General features: G+C 73.1%; 10 protein-coding genes. 5 read left to right on the top strand and 5 right to left on the bottom strand.

Annotated elements, in window-relative coordinates:
• Positions 1-215: 215 nt before the first annotated feature.
• Entirely contained in the window at positions 216-560 is a 345-nt protein-coding gene (locus TNCT6_RS37325; RefSeq protein WP_141367565.1) for a helix-turn-helix transcriptional regulator, read from the bottom strand.
• 92 nt (positions 561-652) lie between these two features.
• Between TNCT6_RS37325 and TNCT6_RS37320 the strand changes: the two genes are divergently transcribed.
• Complete coding sequence (locus TNCT6_RS37320) at positions 653-1,630, top strand: zinc-binding dehydrogenase (RefSeq protein WP_141367563.1); 978 nt, start codon at positions 653-655, stop codon at positions 1,628-1,630.
• A gap of 584 nt (positions 1,631-2,214) precedes the next feature.
• Here the strand turns inward: TNCT6_RS37320 and TNCT6_RS37315 are convergent.
• Genes TNCT6_RS37315 through TNCT6_RS37305 form a run of 3 tightly spaced genes read right to left on the bottom strand, consistent with a single transcriptional unit; the run spans position 2,215 to position 4,207 of the window.
• On the bottom strand, positions 2,215-2,736 hold the full coding sequence (locus tag TNCT6_RS37315; protein ID WP_141367561.1) for a hypothetical protein: 522 nt from the start codon (positions 2,734-2,736) through the stop codon (positions 2,215-2,217).
• Between the two features lie 44 nt (positions 2,737-2,780).
• Positions 2,781-3,596 carry an ABC transporter permease gene (locus tag TNCT6_RS37310; RefSeq protein WP_141367559.1) on the bottom strand — a complete coding sequence of 272 codons (816 nt, stop codon included), beginning with the start codon at positions 3,594-3,596 and terminating at the stop codon, positions 2,781-2,783.
• Positions 3,593-4,207: an ABC transporter ATP-binding protein gene (locus TNCT6_RS37305; RefSeq protein ID WP_141367557.1), complete on the bottom strand. Its 615-nt coding sequence runs from the start codon at positions 4,205-4,207 to the stop codon at positions 3,593-3,595. Before TNCT6_RS37305 ends, TNCT6_RS37310 begins: the two co-directional genes overlap by 4 nt.
• A gap of 296 nt (positions 4,208-4,503) precedes the next feature.
• On the opposite strand from TNCT6_RS37305, the gene TNCT6_RS37300 reads away from it, so the two are divergent.
• A complete protein-coding gene (locus TNCT6_RS37300; protein WP_141367555.1) occupies positions 4,504-5,880 on the top strand; it encodes an NAD(P)/FAD-dependent oxidoreductase in 1,377 nt (458 codons plus the stop codon).
• Between the two features lie 115 nt (positions 5,881-5,995).
• Here the strand turns inward: TNCT6_RS37300 and TNCT6_RS37295 are convergent, their stop codons facing one another.
• Entirely contained in the window at positions 5,996-7,312 is a 1,317-nt protein-coding gene (locus TNCT6_RS37295) for a wax ester/triacylglycerol synthase domain-containing protein (RefSeq protein WP_141367553.1), read from the bottom strand.
• 696 nt (positions 7,313-8,008) lie between these two features.
• Between TNCT6_RS37295 and TNCT6_RS37290 the strand changes: the two genes are divergently transcribed.
• From TNCT6_RS37290 to TNCT6_RS37280, 3 genes are read left to right on the top strand one after another with little or no spacing between them, the layout of a single operon-like run.
• Positions 8,009-9,196, top strand: coding sequence for an SDR family oxidoreductase (locus TNCT6_RS37290; protein ID WP_172633287.1), 1,188 nt, complete (start codon positions 8,009-8,011; stop codon positions 9,194-9,196).
• Positions 9,197-9,229: 33 nt separating this feature from the next.
• Positions 9,230-10,813: a PfaD family polyunsaturated fatty acid/polyketide biosynthesis protein gene (locus tag TNCT6_RS37285; RefSeq protein WP_141367550.1), complete on the top strand. Its 1,584-nt coding sequence runs from the start codon at positions 9,230-9,232 to the stop codon at positions 10,811-10,813.
• Complete coding sequence (locus TNCT6_RS37280; RefSeq protein WP_141367548.1) at positions 10,810-17,013, top strand: type I polyketide synthase; 6,204 nt, start codon at positions 10,810-10,812, stop codon at positions 17,011-17,013. Before TNCT6_RS37285 ends, TNCT6_RS37280 begins: the two co-directional genes overlap by 4 nt.
• Positions 17,014-17,015 lie beyond the last annotated feature (2 nt).

Here is a 17,015-nt window from a genome sequence, read left to right as displayed (position 1 = left end):
ACGGCGCATCCTCCGGGCAGGCTTCCGGGGGAACCTCATGTGCGCCCACATGGAGGGTTCTGCCTGGCATGCACGGCCCGCACGCGATCCGTACGGCGCTACTTCCATCCCTCGGCGGAGGCGATCGCCGAGGTCACCGGCCTGGTGGCACCCGGCGGCAGCAGCCGCCGAGACGGCCCCGGTGGCGGACGGCCACGTGGGGGAGCCGGCCGCGGCTACTCGGCGTCGTCGCCGCGGAGGGTCAGGTCGAGGAGGCCGGGGAAGCGGGCGTCGAACTCCTCGCGGCGCAACCGGTTGAGCCGTTTGGGGCCGTGGTCGCGCTGCTCGACCAGGCCGGCGTCGCGCAGGACCGAGAAGTGGTGGCTCTTTGCGGCCCGGCCGACCGGTACGTCGAAGTTGCTGCAGCTGAGCGCCCAGTCGGGGTGGCTGGCCAGGTCGCGGATCAGCTGGATGCGCACGGGATCCGCGATCGCGGACAGGGCGGTGAGAAGCGGGACGTCGTCGGGGTGTGTGTGCACGGGCGCGGGGCGGTGACTTGCGCCTTCAGTCTGGTCCGACATTCCGATGTCCTCCTTCACCCAGTGTTCGATGACCATCGTACAGTGTTAGTGTTCGCTTCCGGTTGAACACTCATGGAGGGGTGGGGTTGCGTATGCGTGCGGTCGAGTTCCAGGAGTACGGCGGTCCCGAGGTGCTACGGATCGTGCAGACCGCGGAACCCGAGCCGGGCCCTGGCCAGGTGGCCATCGAGGCCGTCTGGGCGGGGGTGAACTTCGCGGACGTCAAGGCACGTGCCGAGGGGTACCGAGTCGTGTCGCTGCCCTACCGTCCGGGCCTGGAGGTCTCAGGGCGCATCCGGGCGGTCGGGGAGGGCGTCGAGGGTCTGCGGGCGGGGCAGGAGGTCGCCGCGCTCGTCGACGGCGGCGGCTACGCCGAGGTCGTACTCGCGGGGGCCGCGAGGGTCTTCCCGTTGCCCGACGGGCTGGCCCTTCGGACCGCGGCCACGCTGCCGACCGTGCTGCCGACCGCGCACGCCCTGGTCCACGAGGTGGGGCGGCTGCGGGCGGGGGAAAGCGTGCTGGTGCACGGCGCGGCGGGAGGCATCGGCACGGCCGTCGGGCAGCTGGCCCGGGCAGCGGGCGCCGGCGCGGTGTACGGAGTGGCCTCCAGCGACACCAAGGCCGACTACGCACTCAAGTATGGCTACGACGAGGTGTTCCGGCCCGACACCTTCGAGGCGGACGTCCGCCGAGCGACCGGCGGCAGGGGCGTCGACCTGGTCCTGGACCCGGTGGGCGGCGACACGCTGCGCCGCGGCCTGGAGGCACTGGCCGTCTTCGGGCGCCTGGTGTCCTTCGGCAACGCCGGCGGCGCCGAGCCTTGGCGGGCCGGGCAGGGCGAGCTGTACGCGCAGGGCCTCTCCGTCGCGGGCTTCTCCGTGCTCGCCCTCGCCCAGTCCGCACCCGACGCCCTGCGTGCGCTCACCGAACGCGCCCTGCGCACCGTCTGCGACGGAGTGGTCGCCCTTCCCGTCACCGCCGAGTTTCCCCTGTCGGACGCGGCCGGCGCACACCGGCTCATCGGCGGGCGCACGTCCACGGGCAAGCTGCTGCTGCGCATCGCCGACTGACCGCCGCCTCCCGCACACGACGGTCCGTCAGGCGGGTCCATCCCGCCGGTCACCCCGCAGGAACGACAGGCCCGGGGCGCATGCCGTGCCCCGGGCCCCAAGGGCACGGACCCAGGAACGCAGCAATTCACCGACGTCGAGGCGCATGTGCCATGGCCGGCAGCTCGTGTGCCGGCTCCCCGCGAAGATGAGTCTCGTGCGGCACCGGCAGCTGCCTGGCGATGAACTTCGCGGAGTTGACGTGGCCCAAGGTTTCGAGTCCTCCCGGACTCTCCAGCAGCCGCGCCCTGACTGCGGTGGGTCCCGCGACCGAGACGGCGACGGCGTCGGCTGCGCATAGCCATGCACCCGGGGGATTGTGAAACTCGTTTGGCTACCGCTGGCTGTCCTGCCCCCTGCCTGGCTCGTGAGCAGTGGAGCTCTTGGGTGCGCGTGCTCGATATCAACCACAGCCACCGCCTCGACTCCCCTGCGGGCGGCCGGGTTCGGCGCGGCCGGATTCGATGCGGCCGGCTGGGGCTGGCGGTCGGACGGCGGACGGAAATGTCAGGGTGGCGGACGAGGGCCTCGTCCGCCGGGTCCTGTTACCAGCCGGTCTTGACCCCGTTGTAGGCCTTGCGGCAGTCGGCGTTGGTGGCCTCCACGGAGAGCTTCTGCATGGTGTTCTGCCAGACCTTCTTGGCCACCTTCTCCAACTCCCTTGTCTGAGCGGGGATGTTCGGAGCGTACTTCTTGATCACCCCGATGGCGGAGGTGGTGAACTTGTTGCACGCGGGCCCGGCGGCGTTCCGGTAGCGGGTGTCCAGGTCCGTGGCCACCGCCTGGCCGTTCTTGGTGGCCCAGTTGTTCCAGGCCGCGCACGCCTCCTGGGTCATGGCCTGCTGGTCGGCGTCGCTCAGGTTCATGACCTCGACCAGCATGGCGTTCTGGACCTTGTCGGGGACCGTGAAGTCCGTGACCGGGAACTTGTCGAGGGTGGTGAGCAACGCCTCCTGACACGCGGGCGGCAGCGGGGCCGCCTGAGCGGAGGCGGGGAAGGCCAGGGCGGAGGCGGACAGGAGGGCCGCGGTGAGGACCGTGCGCTGGACGGTACGCGACAGGGTCATGGGGGTGTGCTCCTCGCATGAAGAATGTGATGGTTCGGGGTGAATCAACACCCGGTTACAGAACGATCATTGGCCCCGCAGGACACGGCCGCCCGTCCCGGTGGCAGCGCGTCGCGGGTACGGCGGCGGAAGACCATGAACCCCGCCAGTGCCGCCCCCGTCAGCCAGATCAACTGGATCGCGAGACCCTGGGCCACCGGTGCGTTGGAGAACGCCGCGGACATGCTGGCCTGCACGGCTCCGTACGACGGCAGGAAGCGCACGACGGCGCTGTCCGACCCCGAACTGGACAGGGGGTTCTGCAGGGCGACGTCGATGACGCTGATCATCAGGATGGCGAACATGCCCTCCACCTCGCGGCGGAGCACCGAGCCGAAGACCACTCCGAGCGCGCCGTAGGTCAGGGCGGCGCAGAACAGCGCGGCGGCGAGCATGAGGGGCTGCCGGGGGGACCAGGCGAAGCCGGCGGCGGCCGTGGCGTATGCGGCGATGGCGGCGCAGACGAGGGTGAGCGCGGAGAGCTTGGCGAGGACCAGGTGGTGGCGCGGGTACCCCGCCATGGCCAGGCGCCGGTCGAAGGCACCACCCGTGAAGGTGGCGGCGAACATCATGAACCCGGCGATCAGGGTGACGGCATTCAGCGCGCCGGTGATCTGGGTGAGATGGTTGCCGGGGGGAGTCAGGACCTCGCCCGTGGCCCGCAGCCGGAACGGCGCCGGGCGGTCGGGAATGGTCAGGTAGGCCAGGGCGATCCATACGGGGATGTACACCACCACGAGCAGCATCGCGAACCGGTTGCGGGCGTGACCGATCAGCGCGTACCGGGAGGCCGTGGTCAACAGCGACCAGTGCCGTCTCATGCCGCCACCTCCGCGCACCGGTCCTGGCGGTGGAGGCGCCCGTTCTCCAGGCGCCACAACTCGTCCAGCCGGTCGATGTCGTACGCCAGGTGCGAGACGACCAGCACCGAACGTCCGGCGTCGCGCAGCCTGGTCGCCAGCTCCCAGAAGCGCAGATACGTCTCCCAGTCGAAGCCCTGATAGGGCTCGTCCAGCAGCAGTACGTCCGGGTCGTGCATGAGCGCGAGGGTCAGGTTCAGCTTCTGCCGTGAACCCCCACTCAGCAGACCCGCACGCTGGTCGAGGTACTCGGTGAAGGCCAGCGCCTCCATCACTTCCTCGGCCCGCCGAAGGTCCGCGAGACCGAAGGCGTGCCGGAAGAAGTCCAGGTGCTGGCGGACGGTGAAGGAGTCGTCCAGGACCACCGACTGCGGGCAGTAGCCGAACCTCCCGCTGTGGCGCACCGCGCCCCGGTCCGGCCCGAGTTCACCGGAGAGGATCCTCAGCAGCGTCGTCTTTCCGGCGCCGTTCTCCCCGACGATCCCGGCCAGGACTCCGGGCGGCAGCCGGAGGTCGACGCCCCGTAGAACTGTGTGCTGCCGGTAGGAGTGGTGCACATCTGTGACGTCCATCGCGCTGCTCCGTCGTGCCAGGTGTGGTGGATGGCCGCGGAACCGGTCCGCGTCCTGCGAGTCGGTGGCGGAACCGGGCCGCTCGTGCCCAACGAGCAGGCGGTACAGGGGAAACGGAGCCGGGAGCGGTTCCGGCGCACGGCGTCAATCCGGCGCGCACCGCGTCACGCCTGCGGCGGTTTCGGCCGGCGGAAGCGGCTTTCGGGACAGGCGGGGCGGCTAGCGTGGCCGGCACCGGGGGTGTCGGCAGGTCCGCCCGCCCGGGTTTCGCCCCGGTCCAGGAAGGTCGGTCAGTCATGCGGAGAACATGTGTGATCGGCGCCGGCCCGTCCGGCCTGGCCGCGAGCAAGGTCTTCGCCTCGCGGAACGTCCCGTTCGACTGCTTCGAGGCCGGGTCCGGCATCGGCGGACTCTGGCGGTACGGCAACGACAACGGCATGTCGGGGGTGTACGCGTCACTGCACGCGAACATCTCGAAGGAGAGCATGTCCTTCTCCTCCCTGGCCATGCCGGAGACCAGCCCGGTCTTTCCGCACCACAGCATGGTCCTGGCCTATCTGGAGGACTACGCCGCGTCGTTCGGCCTGCACCGCCACATCGTGTGCGGCACGGAGGTCACTTCGGTGCGGCCCCTGGACGGCGGCGGCTGGGAGGTGGTCTGCCGGCGCCGCGCCGACGCGGCCGAGGAGACGCGGCGCTACTCCGAGGTGGTGGTGGCCAACGGGCACCACTGGGACCCGCGGCTCCCGGCCCCCGCCGTGCCCGGTGCCGAGGAGTTCGAGGGGACCGCGATCCACTCGCACGACTACCGCACCCCTGACCCGTACACCGGTCTGCGGGTGCTGGTGATCGGCATGGGCAACTCCGCGTGCGAAATCGCGGCGGAGATCTCGCGCACGGCGGCGCGGACGTTCCTGTCCGCGCGCGACGCGGCGCATCTGTTCCCCAAGATGCTGCTCGGTCGTCCGGCGGACCACTTGGTGTGGAGCCCGCTGTCCGATGTCCCGCGGTTCCTCAAGGACCCCGCGCTGCGGCTCCTCCTGCGGCTCACCCGTGGTGCCCCGGCTCATTACGGGCTCCCCGAACCGGACCGCGGGCCGCTCGCACGCCACCCGTCCACGTCCGACGAACTCCTCGTCCAGCTGTCCCGTGGCGCGGTCACGCCGAAGCCCGGTGTCCGTTCCTTCGGCCCGGACACGGCGGCCTTCACGGACGGCAGCCGTGAGCCGGTGGACGCCGTGGTGTACGCCACCGGGTACAAGATCTCCTTCCCCTTCCTGGAGCCCTCCCTGTTCGCCGCCCCGGACGGCCGTACGGAGCTCTATCTGCGTACGATCCCGCCACGCATCCCCGGGCTCTACTTCATGGGGCTCGCGCAGCCCTCCGGTGCGGCCTTCCCGCTGCTCGAACCGCAGGCGGAATGGATCGCCGAGCTGATCGAGGGCGCGGTCGCCCTGCCGTCACCGGCGGACATGACGCGGGCGATCGCGCGTGAGTGGCGCCGCCATCGCAGGACGTACGTGTCCACCTACCGCCACGGGATCGAAGTCGACTTCCGCTCCTACCGAAGGGCTCTCCGCCGGGAACGCCGGGCGGGCAGGCGTCGCGCACCCGGCGCCGTCCCGGCCCTGTCCGCCGTGACCGGCTCCGCCCCGGCGGCCGACGCCGTGTGATCCGCTCCGCTCGGGCCGGGCGCCGCCGCGCGGGACGCGAAGTGGCGCTCCGACACGATCGGTTGGCCCGGGGGCCGCACGCAAGCGCTGGGTACGGCCCCCGGTGCCGGTTCAGTCACTCCGGGGCCACGGCCCCCTCCAGCTCACCGACGGCCTGCTCCCACAGTTCCGGAAGCCGCTCCCCGAGCGGAAGGGCGCGGTCGGACACGAAGGCCACCTCGGCCCAGCTGCCGAAGAACGACAGGCCCACTCCGAAGAGATGTCCGGGCACGAGCAGGGGGAGCAGGGCGACCCCCGTCACCTGGGTGTTCCCCAGGCTGCCCTTGTCGGCGACCGGCATGGACGTGGCCATGACCTGGGTGACGCGCGGGGAGAGCATCCTTCGCAGGTACCACTCGGTCGGGCGGTCCGGCATGTGGCACACCAGGTCCTGAATCGCCTGCCGCCAGGCCTCCCCCCGCAGTTTCCGGGTCGTCGCCATGACGTGCTCCAGCCGCCGCAGGGGCGCGTCGCCGTCCTGAGGCCTTGTGCCGCGTTCCGCGGCGGTCCGTACGGGCAGCTCCAGCGGCAGCGCGAAACAGCGGTTGCCCCAGGTCTGTTCCTCGTCCGGACGGCGTGCGTCCACGGGCAGCAGCGCCGTCACCCGGGGAAGCCGTACACCGGACTTGGCCGACCAGGCCGACAACGCCCCCCCGAGCGCGGCCAGATGGGCGTCATGGGCCGATCCGCCACGTGCCGCGCCGATCCGGCGGAGGGCGTCCGCCGGGACTCGGCCCCGCCACAACCGCCGCTCTCCCGTGGGAACGAAGGGGACGGCCGGACGGTGACCGCGGACCGCGAGGGAGCCGGCCACGAACTTCGCGGCCAGCCCGACGGCCGTGCCCACCCGCCGGGGCAGACCGGTCAGGCGGCCCTTCCCCGGCACCGGGCGGGCCGAGGCCTCCCCCTCGCCCAGCATGGCGCGGAACGTCATGGCGGCGGCCGAACCGTCCTGGCAGGCGTGGTGGAAGCGGTAGCACAGGGCGTACTCGTCGGGCGCGTGGCCGTGGACCAGCCAGACTCCCCAGTAAGTGCCGGGCGTGAAGGACGCGTTGAGCGCGGTGTGCAGGGCGGCGTCCCACCCCTCGGGGCCCTCCGCGACGACCTCGTGGACGTGCCGGTCGATGCTGAAGTCGGCGTCCGGCCGCCACCGGGGGCGCCGTGGGCCGCCCTCGACCCGGCTCGTGAGCAGGGGCAGCCGCCCCAGGCGGAAGCCCACGTAGGCGCGGAGGTCCGCCAGGCTCGGGGGCGGACCGCTCAGATACGCGACGCCGCCGGCGTCCCAGCGGACGTCGGGGTGGCGGCGTTCCATGCTGAGGAAGGCCCGGTCGACCGTGTGGGTGGGGCGGCTGGGGCAGGGAACGGACTGGGCCGGCTCAACGGATTCGGGCATCGGGGAACTTCCATTCGTGCCGAGGGACGGGCAGGCGGGGCGAGGCCGGGCCGTCGGCCATCCCGACCGACCGCGGGATGGATCACCGATCAGAAGGGCCGCCGACGAGTACGGATCCGTGGCGGCGCCGAACGCGTCACCTCGGCCTGGATCAACACGGTTTATATCCGGCGGTGGTGAGCGGCCGTACGCGCCCGCAGGCGCACCGGAGCACGGGCTTCCCCCGCGCCGGGAGTACGCGCTCCCCCCTGCCCCACCGGGCTCGACGCCCCGCACCGCCCGCCGGCGGCGAGGCGGAACCACCCGGAACCGCCTCTCCACCACCGCCGGCGGGATCACCCGAAGGGAGGACAGTCCTCCCAGTGGCCCGCTCGGTCGCGGCTGCTCCGTCGCGTCCCTACGGCCGGGCGCCCTGGCTCGCGACGGGGGCTTTCAAGGGCCGTCCGGGACACGCACAGACCGTGGCCCGGGTCATCCGTTCAGGTGAGCCGACGGGTTCAGAAGCTCCGGCACCGTCCACCGTCTGACACTGTGTGCCTTGCGTCGGCGATCATCAGGCCGCGCCCGCCGGTGTCATGCCGCGCCATGGGACGGTCGGCTGCACCCCCCTCCCCGGCCGCCGCAGCGGCCCAGTCTTCACCGCCCTCGCACGCGGTCGTGGTCCTGTCCCTTTTCGGAGCCCTTGGAGCCAAGGTCATGCACGTCGCCCTCACCGGCGCCACCGGATTCCTCGGACTGCGCCTGCTGCGCCGCCTGCTCGACACACACCGGTCGGTGACGGTCCTGGCCCACGCGGGGTCGGGCGACGCGCTGCACCGCATCACCCGGTTCTTCGCGCTGACCGGCGAACCCGAGGCGTTCGTCGCCGGACTCCCCGGCCGGCTGCGGGTGGTGGAGACCGAGTTGGAGCGGCCCGGGCTGGGCCTGTCCGGGCGCGCGTTCCAGGAGTTGGCCGACGGTCTCGGCGCGATCTGGCACAGCGCGGGCAGCATCAACCTTGAGGGTGAGCTACCCGAGTTGCGCCGGACCAACGTCGAAGGGACCCGCCACGTACTGGAGTTGGCCGCCGCCGGACGCGCGAGACCCGTGGTCCACCACGTGAGTACCGCGTTCGTGGCCGGGAGTCGGCGCGAGGGGGTGGCGTACGAGGACGAGCTGGACGACGCGTACGGCTTCGAGAACGCCTATGAACGCTCCAAGTACGAGGCGGAGGTGTTGGTCCACGCGTGGTCGCGGGAGCACCGCCGTCCGGTCGTGGTGCTGCGGCCGAGCATCCTGGTCACGGACCTGCCGCCGCACCCGGACCTGCCCTCGCACCCGCTTCAGGTCATCGAGCGGATCCTGCGCGACGCGCGACGCACCGCCGGTCCCGGCAGCCCGGATCACGACGGCGCCGAGTCCGCGGGCCCCCGCAGCGCCGGCCCTGGCGGCCGTCCCCGCATCCGGTTGGTGGGTCATCGCCACGGTCATCTGAACCTGATGCCGGTGGAGCACGCGGCCGAGGTCATGGTGCGGCTGGCCGGCCTGACGCCCTCGGGCGGAGTCGACACGTACCACGTCGTCCATGACCGCGACGTGCCCGTGCCGACGATCGTGACCCTGCTGGAACGGCTGGTCCGGTTGTCGATCGACCTGGTCGCCACGAAGCCGGACGACCCGTCGGCGCTGGAGGCGCTGGTGGACTTCTACCCGGGTCTGACGGCCTACCTGACCCACCGACGGCGCTTCGACGACACCCGGGTCCGGGCCCTGTTCGGGTCGTCGGCAGCCTCCGGCCGGGTGGACCTCGACCACCTGTGGTCCGGACTGGCCCTAAGGGACCCGGTTACCGCCGGTCCATCGCCCACGCCCACCGCCGCCTTCCCGTCCGCCCGGTACGCCTGACCCGCACACCTCCTCTCCCGCTGGAGCCCCTCCGTGCCCGTCCTCTCCGCCCCCGACGCCCCCACCGCGTCCTCACCGGTCTTCTCCCTGGAGGAGATCGCCGCCCGTGCCCGACGGATCCGGGAACCCGTGCACATCGTCGGCGGGCCGAGCGGCCGTGAGCTGGGCCTCGCGACCGGCCCCGTACCCGACGGCCCGGTGCTCGGTACGCTGCCGCCGCTGTACCCCGAGTGGCTCGGCGGGCGCACGTTCTGCGAGGCGCACGGCGTCCGTTTCCCCTATGTGGCCGGGGAAATGGCGAACGGCATCTCGACCACCCGGATGGTCTCCGCGATGGCGCGGGCGGAGATGCTCGGGTTCTTCGGCGCCGGCGGCCTGGCGTACACCGAGGTGGAGCGGGCCGTGCACGCGCTGGCCCAGGAGCTGCGGTCCCGGCCGAACTGGGGCGTGAACCTCATCCACTCACCGGCCGAACCCGCGCTGGAGTTCCGCGTCGCCGAGCTGCTGTCGCACCGCGGTGTGCCCCGCATCTCGGCGTCGGCGTTCATGGAACTGACCCCGGCCGTCGTGCTGTGCTCGGCCCGGGGACTGCGCCGCGGCGCCGACGGCGGGATCGTCCGGCGCACGCGGATGCTCGCCAAGGTCTCCCGGCCCGAGGTGGCCGAGAGGTTCCTCTCCCCCGCCCCGGCGGCGCTGCTGGACCGGCTCGTCGCCGACGGGAGGCTCACCCCGGAGGAGGCCGGTCTGGCGGCCCGGGTTCCGGTGGCCGAGGACATCACCGTGGAGGCCGACAGCGGAGGCCACACCGACAACCGGCCGCTGTCGGCCCTGCTGCCGCGGATCGTCCTGCTGCGCGACGCGCTGTGCCGGCGGTTCGGCTACCCCCGGCCGGTCAGGATCGGCGCGGCCGGCGGGCTGGGCACGCCGGCCGCGGTGGCCGCCGCCTTCGCCCTCGGCGCGTCCTACGTGGTCGTCGGATCGGTGAACCAGACGGCCGTCGAGGCGGGCCTGTCCGACGAGGCCAAGGCGATGCTCTGCGAGGCGGATGTCGCCGACGTGGCCATGGCGCCGGCGGCGGACATGTTCGAACTCGGGGTCACGCTGCAAGTGCTGTCCCGGGGGACGATGTTCGCGCGGCGGGCCGACAGGCTCCACGCGGCGTACCGGGCGCACGGTTCGCTGGAGGAGATCCCTCCCACGGTGCGCGCCACGCTCGAACGGGACGTGCTGCGCGCCTCGTTCGACGAGGTCTGGCAGCGCACGCGCGCGTTCTGGGAGCGGCGCGACCCCTCGGAGATCACGCGTGCGGAGGCCGATCCCAGGCACCGTATGGCGCTGGTCTTCCGCTGGTACCTGGGCAGTTCCAGCCGGTGGGCGATCACCGGCGAGACGGCCCGGCGTGCCGACTACCAGATCTGGTGCGGACCGGCGATGGGCGCGTTCAACCGCTGGGTCGCGGGCACGTTCCTGGCCGACCCGGCGAACCGGTCCGTGGTGCAGATCGCGCTCAACCTGCTCGAAGGCGCCGCGGTGCTCACCCGCGCTCATCAACTGCGCACCTACGGAGTCCCGTTGCCGTCCGAGGCGCTCGCCTACACCCCGTGCGGGCTGGCATGAGCGGCCCCGGCGCCCCGCGGGCGTCAGCAGCAGCCGTCCAGCTCCGAGGAGATACCGTGTCCGCCTCCACCGTGCCCGCCTCCACCCCCGGGCAGGTGCCCGTCGCCGTGGTCGGTGTCGGCGCCCTGGTGCCCGGCGCGACGGACGCGGCCGGCTACTGGCGGATCGTGACCGGGGGCCGGGACCTGATCACCGAAGTTCCCGCCTCCCGCTGGCTGGTGGCGGACCACTACGACCCGGACCCGGCCGCCCCCGACAAGACGTACGCCCGCCGGGGCGCCTTCCTGCCGGAGGTGGACTTCGACCCGTTGGCGTACGGTGTGCCACCCGCCAACCTGACGGCGACGGACACCTCCCAACTGCTCGCCCTGATGGTCGCCGACCAGGTGCTGACCGACGCCGGTGGTCTGCCGGGCCTGGACCGGGACCGCGTTGGCGTCGTCCTCGGCGCGGCCGCCCTGGAACTGCTCCCGCACATGTACGGCCGCGCCCAACGCCCCGTGTGGCTGAAGGCGTTGCGGGAGAGCGGCCTCGCCGAGGCCGAGGCGCGAGCCGTGTGCGACCGCATCACGGCGCACTTCAGCCCATGGCAGGAGTCGACCTTCCCGGGCCTGCTCGGCAATGTGGTCGCGGGCCGGATCGCCAACCGGTTCGACCTGCACGGCATCAACCACACCACCGACGCCGCCTGTGCCAGCTCCCTGGCGGCCCTTTCCACGGCGGTCGGTGAACTGGCGCTCGGGCGGGCCGACCTGGTGATCAGCGGAGGCGTGGACACCGGGAACGACATCGGCATGTTCCTGTGCTTCTCCAAGACGCCCGCGCTCTCCCGCACCGGTGACTGCCGTCCGTTCTCGGACGCGGCGGACGGCACCCTGCTCGGCGAGGCGGTCGTCATGTACGCACTGAAGCGGCTGTCCGACGCGGAGCGGGACGGAGACCGGATCCACGCGGTGATCCGGGGCATCGGCACCTCGTCCGACGGCAGGAGTACGGCGATCTACGCGCCGCTTCCCGACGGTCAGGCACGGGCTCTGCGCCGCGCGTACGAGCAGGCGGGCTACGGTCCGCAGACCGTGGAGCTGGTCGAGGCGCACGGGACCGGTACGAAGGCCGGGGACGCCGCCGAACTGACCGCCCTGCGCGAGGTGTTCGAGGCGTCGGGGCATACGGACGGGCAGTGGTGCGCGCTCGGCTCGGTCAAGTCGCAGATCGGGCACACCAAGTGCGCGGCGGGTGCGGCGGGGTTGCTCAAGGCGGTCATGGCCCTGCACCACAAGGTGCTGCCGCCGACCATCAAGGTCGACCGGCCGATCCCGGCGGCCGCAGCCCCGGACGGCCCGTTCTACGTCAACACCGAGACCCGGCCGTGGGTACGGCCCGCCGGTCATCCGCGCCGGGCGTCGGTGTCGAGCTTCGGCTTCGGGGGCAGCAACTTCCACGTCACGCTGGAGGAGTACGTGCCCTCGGGCACCCCGGCCCGGGTGCCGCCGCGCCATCGCTCCGCGCCGAGCGAACTCGTCCTGTTCAGCGGTGCGTCACCGTCCGACCTGGTGCCTCCGGAGGCGGACGGCGATCGTCCGCTGGCCGTGCTCGCCCGGGAGAGCCAGCGCGCGTTCTCGCCCACCGACCCGGTGCGACTGGCCGTCGTCGCCACCGGCGCCGAGGATCTGCGGGAGAAGTGCGCGCAGGCGCTCACGCTGATCCGGCAGCGGCCCGGCGCGGCGTTCTCGACACCGAACGGCGTCCGGTACGCCTTCGGGGGCCCGGCGCCCGGCCGGCTCGCCTTCCTGTTCCCCGGGCAGGGATCCCAGTACGTCGGGATGGGCGCCGACCTCGCGATGCTGTCGCCGGCCGCCCAGGCCGTGTGGGACCGGCTGGGCGGCACCCGGTTCGACGGGCGGCCCCTCCACCGGGTGGTGTTCCCGCCGCCCGCCTTCACCGACGAGGAACGCAAGGCACAGGCGGCGCGTCTGGCCGCCACCGAGTGGGCGCAGCCCGCGCTCGCGGTGCACGCGCTCGCGCTGCTGGACGTACTGGGAGGTCTGGGGCTGCGACCGGACTGCGTCGCGGGCCACAGTTTCGGTGAGCTGGTGGCGCTGCACGGCGCCGGCGTCCTGGACGCCGACGCGCTGGTCGGTCTGGCCCGCAGGCGCGGTGAACTGATGCGGGACGCCGCCGTCGTACCGGGCGCGATGCTGGCCGTGGCGGCGGACCGCGAGCACGTGGTGTCGGTGCTGGCCGCCGACGACTTCGGCGACATCTGGCCGGCGAACCACAACTCGCCGCGCCAGGTGGTGCTTTCGGGTACGACGGAGGCTGTCGCGCGCGCGGAGAAGAGGTTCGCGGCCGAGGGTGTCGGCACACGCCGGCTGAGCACGTCGACCGCGTTCCACAGCCCGCTGGTCGCCCCGGCCGGTGAGCCGCTCGCCGCGTTCCTGCGCACGGTCCCGCTCACGGAGCCCCGGATCGAGGTGTACGGCAACGCGGACGCGGCCCCGTACCCGTCATCGCCCGACGAGGTACGCCGCCGGATCGCCGGCCATCTGGCCTCACCGGTGCTCTTCCAGGACCAGATCGAGGCGATGTACGCGGCGGGAGTGCGGACCTTCGTCGAGGTCGGCGCGGGAACCGCGCTGACCGGCCTGGTCGGACAGATCCTCGGTGACCGCGAGCACGCGGCCGTCCCCCTGGACCGGCCGGACCGGTCCGGCGTCACCACCTTGCACACCGCCCTCGGCGAACTCGCCGTACGCGGTGTCCCTTTCGACTTCGATCCCCTCTGGGCGCCGTACGCCTCGCCTGGAACCTCAGTGAAGGAGCGCGCGCCCCGGATGACCGTGAAGATCAGCGGAGCCAACTACGGTCAGCTCTACCCGCCTCGCACGGAAGCCGCCGAACCGCCGGCGCCGCCTGCGCCCGCGCCTGCGCCCGCGCCTGCGCCCGCGCCTGCGCCTGCGCCTGCGCCTGCGCCTGTGTCGGAACATCCCCACCCGCATCCCGTACCCATGTCCGACATCCCGGCGGTTCCCATGTCCGCGTACACCCCCGCTCCCGCCCACGCGCCGGAGTCGGCGGCGTCCGGGACGGCACCCGTCCAGGATCCGGAGCCCGCGTACGACGCCGTCGCCGCGTACAGTGCCGAGCCCGGGGCCGCCCTGGGCGCCGAGTGGTACGCCGCGGTGGAGAGCGTCCAGCGGCAGACGGCGGAGGCCCACGCGGCCTGTCAACGCATGCTGACCGACAGCCATGTGGCCTTTCTTCGGATGGCCGAGACCACCCTGGCCGCGATGCTCGGCGTGCGGAGCGTGGGCGGTGGGCTCGACGCCCCGGCTCCCGCGGCACCGCTGCCCCTCCCCCGTCCTTCGGCGCCCCGGCAGGTTCCGGCGCCCGTGACGCCGGTCCCGGTGGCGGCCGGCGTTCCCGAGGCCATGCCCGCCCGCGTTCCCGCCGACCCCGGAGAGGCGTTCTCGCCCGCACCGGTCGCCGCCGAGCACCGGGCACCGGCCGCCGTCCCGGTGAATCCCCCGTCCCCGGCCACCGATGCCGCGCCTCTGTCGGCACCCGCACTCGAGGAACTACTGCTCTCGGTGGTGGCCCGGCTCACCGGCTACCCGGCGGAGATGCTCAACGTGGACATGGAGTTGGAGGCGGATCTGGGAGTCGACTCGATCAAGCGCGTCGAGATCCTGTCGGCCGTACGCCGGAGCGTGGGCGACGTGGCGACGGGAGACGTCGGAGAACTCGGCAAGCTCCGCACGCTGCGCGAGATCGTCGAGGCGCTCACCGCGGGCGGCCGGCCGCCCGCTGCCCCCGCGCCGGACTCCCCGGCCGTGACCGGGTCCCCCGCCGAGACGCCCGCCGCCGTCCCGGAGATCCCCGCCATGCGCACCGGCTCCGGGCAGGAGACGGCGCTGACGAGGCTGGTACAGCGCGCGGTGGAATCTCCGGCGTCCGGCCTGGCGACAGCGGGGCTCCTGGACGGGCCGCTCGTGGTGACGGACGGGGGCCCCGAGGGCTCTGCGATCACCGCCCTCGTCGCGCGGAAGCTCGTGGAGCACGGCGTGGACGCCACCGCCGTGGCGGAGGTTCCCGAGGGCGCGCGCCGTGTCGTACACCTCGGCGGGCTGACCGGGGGCGGCGCGCCGGACGATGCGCGGGAGGTCCACCGGTCGGTGTTCCGCGCGGCGCGCACGGTGGCGGCACCAGCGGCGGCGTGCACGACGGCGGCACAAGCGGCCGCACAGGAAGGGCTGTTCGTGACCGTGCAGGACACCGGAGGCGACTTCGGGCTCGGCGGGCACGCACCCGACCGCGCATGGCTGGGCGGGGTCGCCGGTCTGACCAGGACCGCGGCGAAGGAGTGGCCGGGCGTCTCGGTCAAGGCCGTCGACTGCGAGCGGGGCGGCCGGAGCGACGAGGAGGTCGCCGAGGCGATCGTGCGGGAACTGCTCGACGGCGGCCCCGACCCGGAGGTCGGTCTTCGTGCGGACGGTACCCGCACCACCCTGCGGGCGGTACCCGCGCCGGTGATGCCCGGCGGCATCCGGCGGATCACGTCGGAGTCGGTGATCGTGGCCACCGGAGGAGCCCGCGGGGTGACCGCCGCCGCGCTGCTGGACCTGGCCAGGACCCACCGTCCGCGGATCGTGCTGCTGGGCAGGACGGCACCGGTTCCCGAGCCCGAGGGGCTCGCGTCCGCCGCCGACGAGCCGACGCTCACCCGGCTGCTCGCCGAGCGCTCCACAGACGACGCTGCGGACTCCTCACCCGCCCGGATCGCGGCGCGGGCCCGGGAGATCCTGGCCGCGCGCGAGGTGCGGGCGACGCTCGCGGCGCTGGAGGAGGCGGGGTCCCCCGTCCGGTACGTCCAGGTGGACGTCCGCGACGGCGACGCCGTGGCCGCCGCGCTGCGCGACGTACGTGACGCGTGGGGGCCGGTCACCGGCATCGTGCACGGTGCTGGAGTGCTGGCCGACAAGCTGATCGCCGACAAGACCGACGAGCAGGTCGAGTTGGTGATGTCCACCAAGGTGGACGGTCTGCGCGCGCTGCTGGCCGCGACGGCGGACGATCCGCTGGACGTGATCTGCCTGTTCTCCTCGGTGGCCGCCGTGTCCGGCAACGCGGGTCAGAGCGACTACGCCATGGCCAACGAGATCCTGGGTCAGGTCGCGTCCGCCGAACAGGCCCGCCGCCCCGGCTGCCTGGTGCGGTGCGTCGCCTGGGGTCCGTGGCGCGGCGGTATGGTCACGCCCGCTCTGGTCGGGCATTTCAGCCGGTCCGGGGTTCCGCTGATCCCTCTGGAGCAGGGGGCGGCCGCGTTCACGGCCGAGCTGGGCGGCCCAGCCGGTGAGGCCCGTGTCGTCCTGGTGGCCGGGGACGATCCGGCGGCCCTGTCCCCGGCGGGCGATCCGCGTCCGACGCAGTTGCTCGTCCGGGCGGACAGCCTGCCGCAACTGGCCGACCACGCGATCGCCGGGGTTCCCGTGCTGCCGGTGGCGATGGTCCTGAACTGGTTCGCGGGGGCGGCCACCGCCTGGCTGCCGGATGCCGGCCCGCTCGTCCTGCGCGACCTGCGGGTGTACAAGAAGTGCGCCCTGCCCGAACTGGCCGGCACAGGCCACCTGCTCACCGTGCACGGCAGCCGGGGCGCGGCCGGTTCGCCGTCGGGGCTGGAGGCGGTACTGCGGGGGGACAGCGGGATGGCGCACTTCCGGGCCGTGCTGGACACCGGGGTCGAAGCGCCGGATCCGGTCGCGTGGGGCGGCCCGGACGGCCTCAAGCCGCTGGACCGCGCCGAGTTGTACGACGGGGAGTGCCTCTTCCACGGCCCCCGGTTCCGCTCCGTCCGCTCGCTGAACGGTGTTTCGGAGCACGGAGCCGAGGCGGCCGTCGCGGGCGTACGCGCCCTGGACTGGCCGGGTGAGCACTGGCCGCTCGACCCGGCCGCCGTGGACGGCGCGCTCCAACTCGCCCTGGTCTGGGCGCAGGAGGCACTCGGTGCGGCGACGCTGCCGATGGCCGTCGCGGAGTGCAGGGTGCACCGGCGCGGCCCCGTGGACGGCACCGTGCGGTGTGTGCTGCGGGGCCGGAAGGTGCACAGCACGGGGGCGCGCTGCGACGTGGCGCTGATCGACTCCGACGGAGCCGTCCGCCTGGAACTGCTCGGCGTGGAACTCGTCCGCCGCCCCTCCTGAGC

This window comes from Streptomyces sp. 6-11-2, from assembly GCF_006540305.1.
GTDB lineage: Bacteria > Actinomycetota > Actinomycetes > Streptomycetales > Streptomycetaceae > Streptomyces.
Note: the sequence above shows the minus strand (reverse complement) of the source record. Positions and strands in the feature narration are given on the sequence as shown.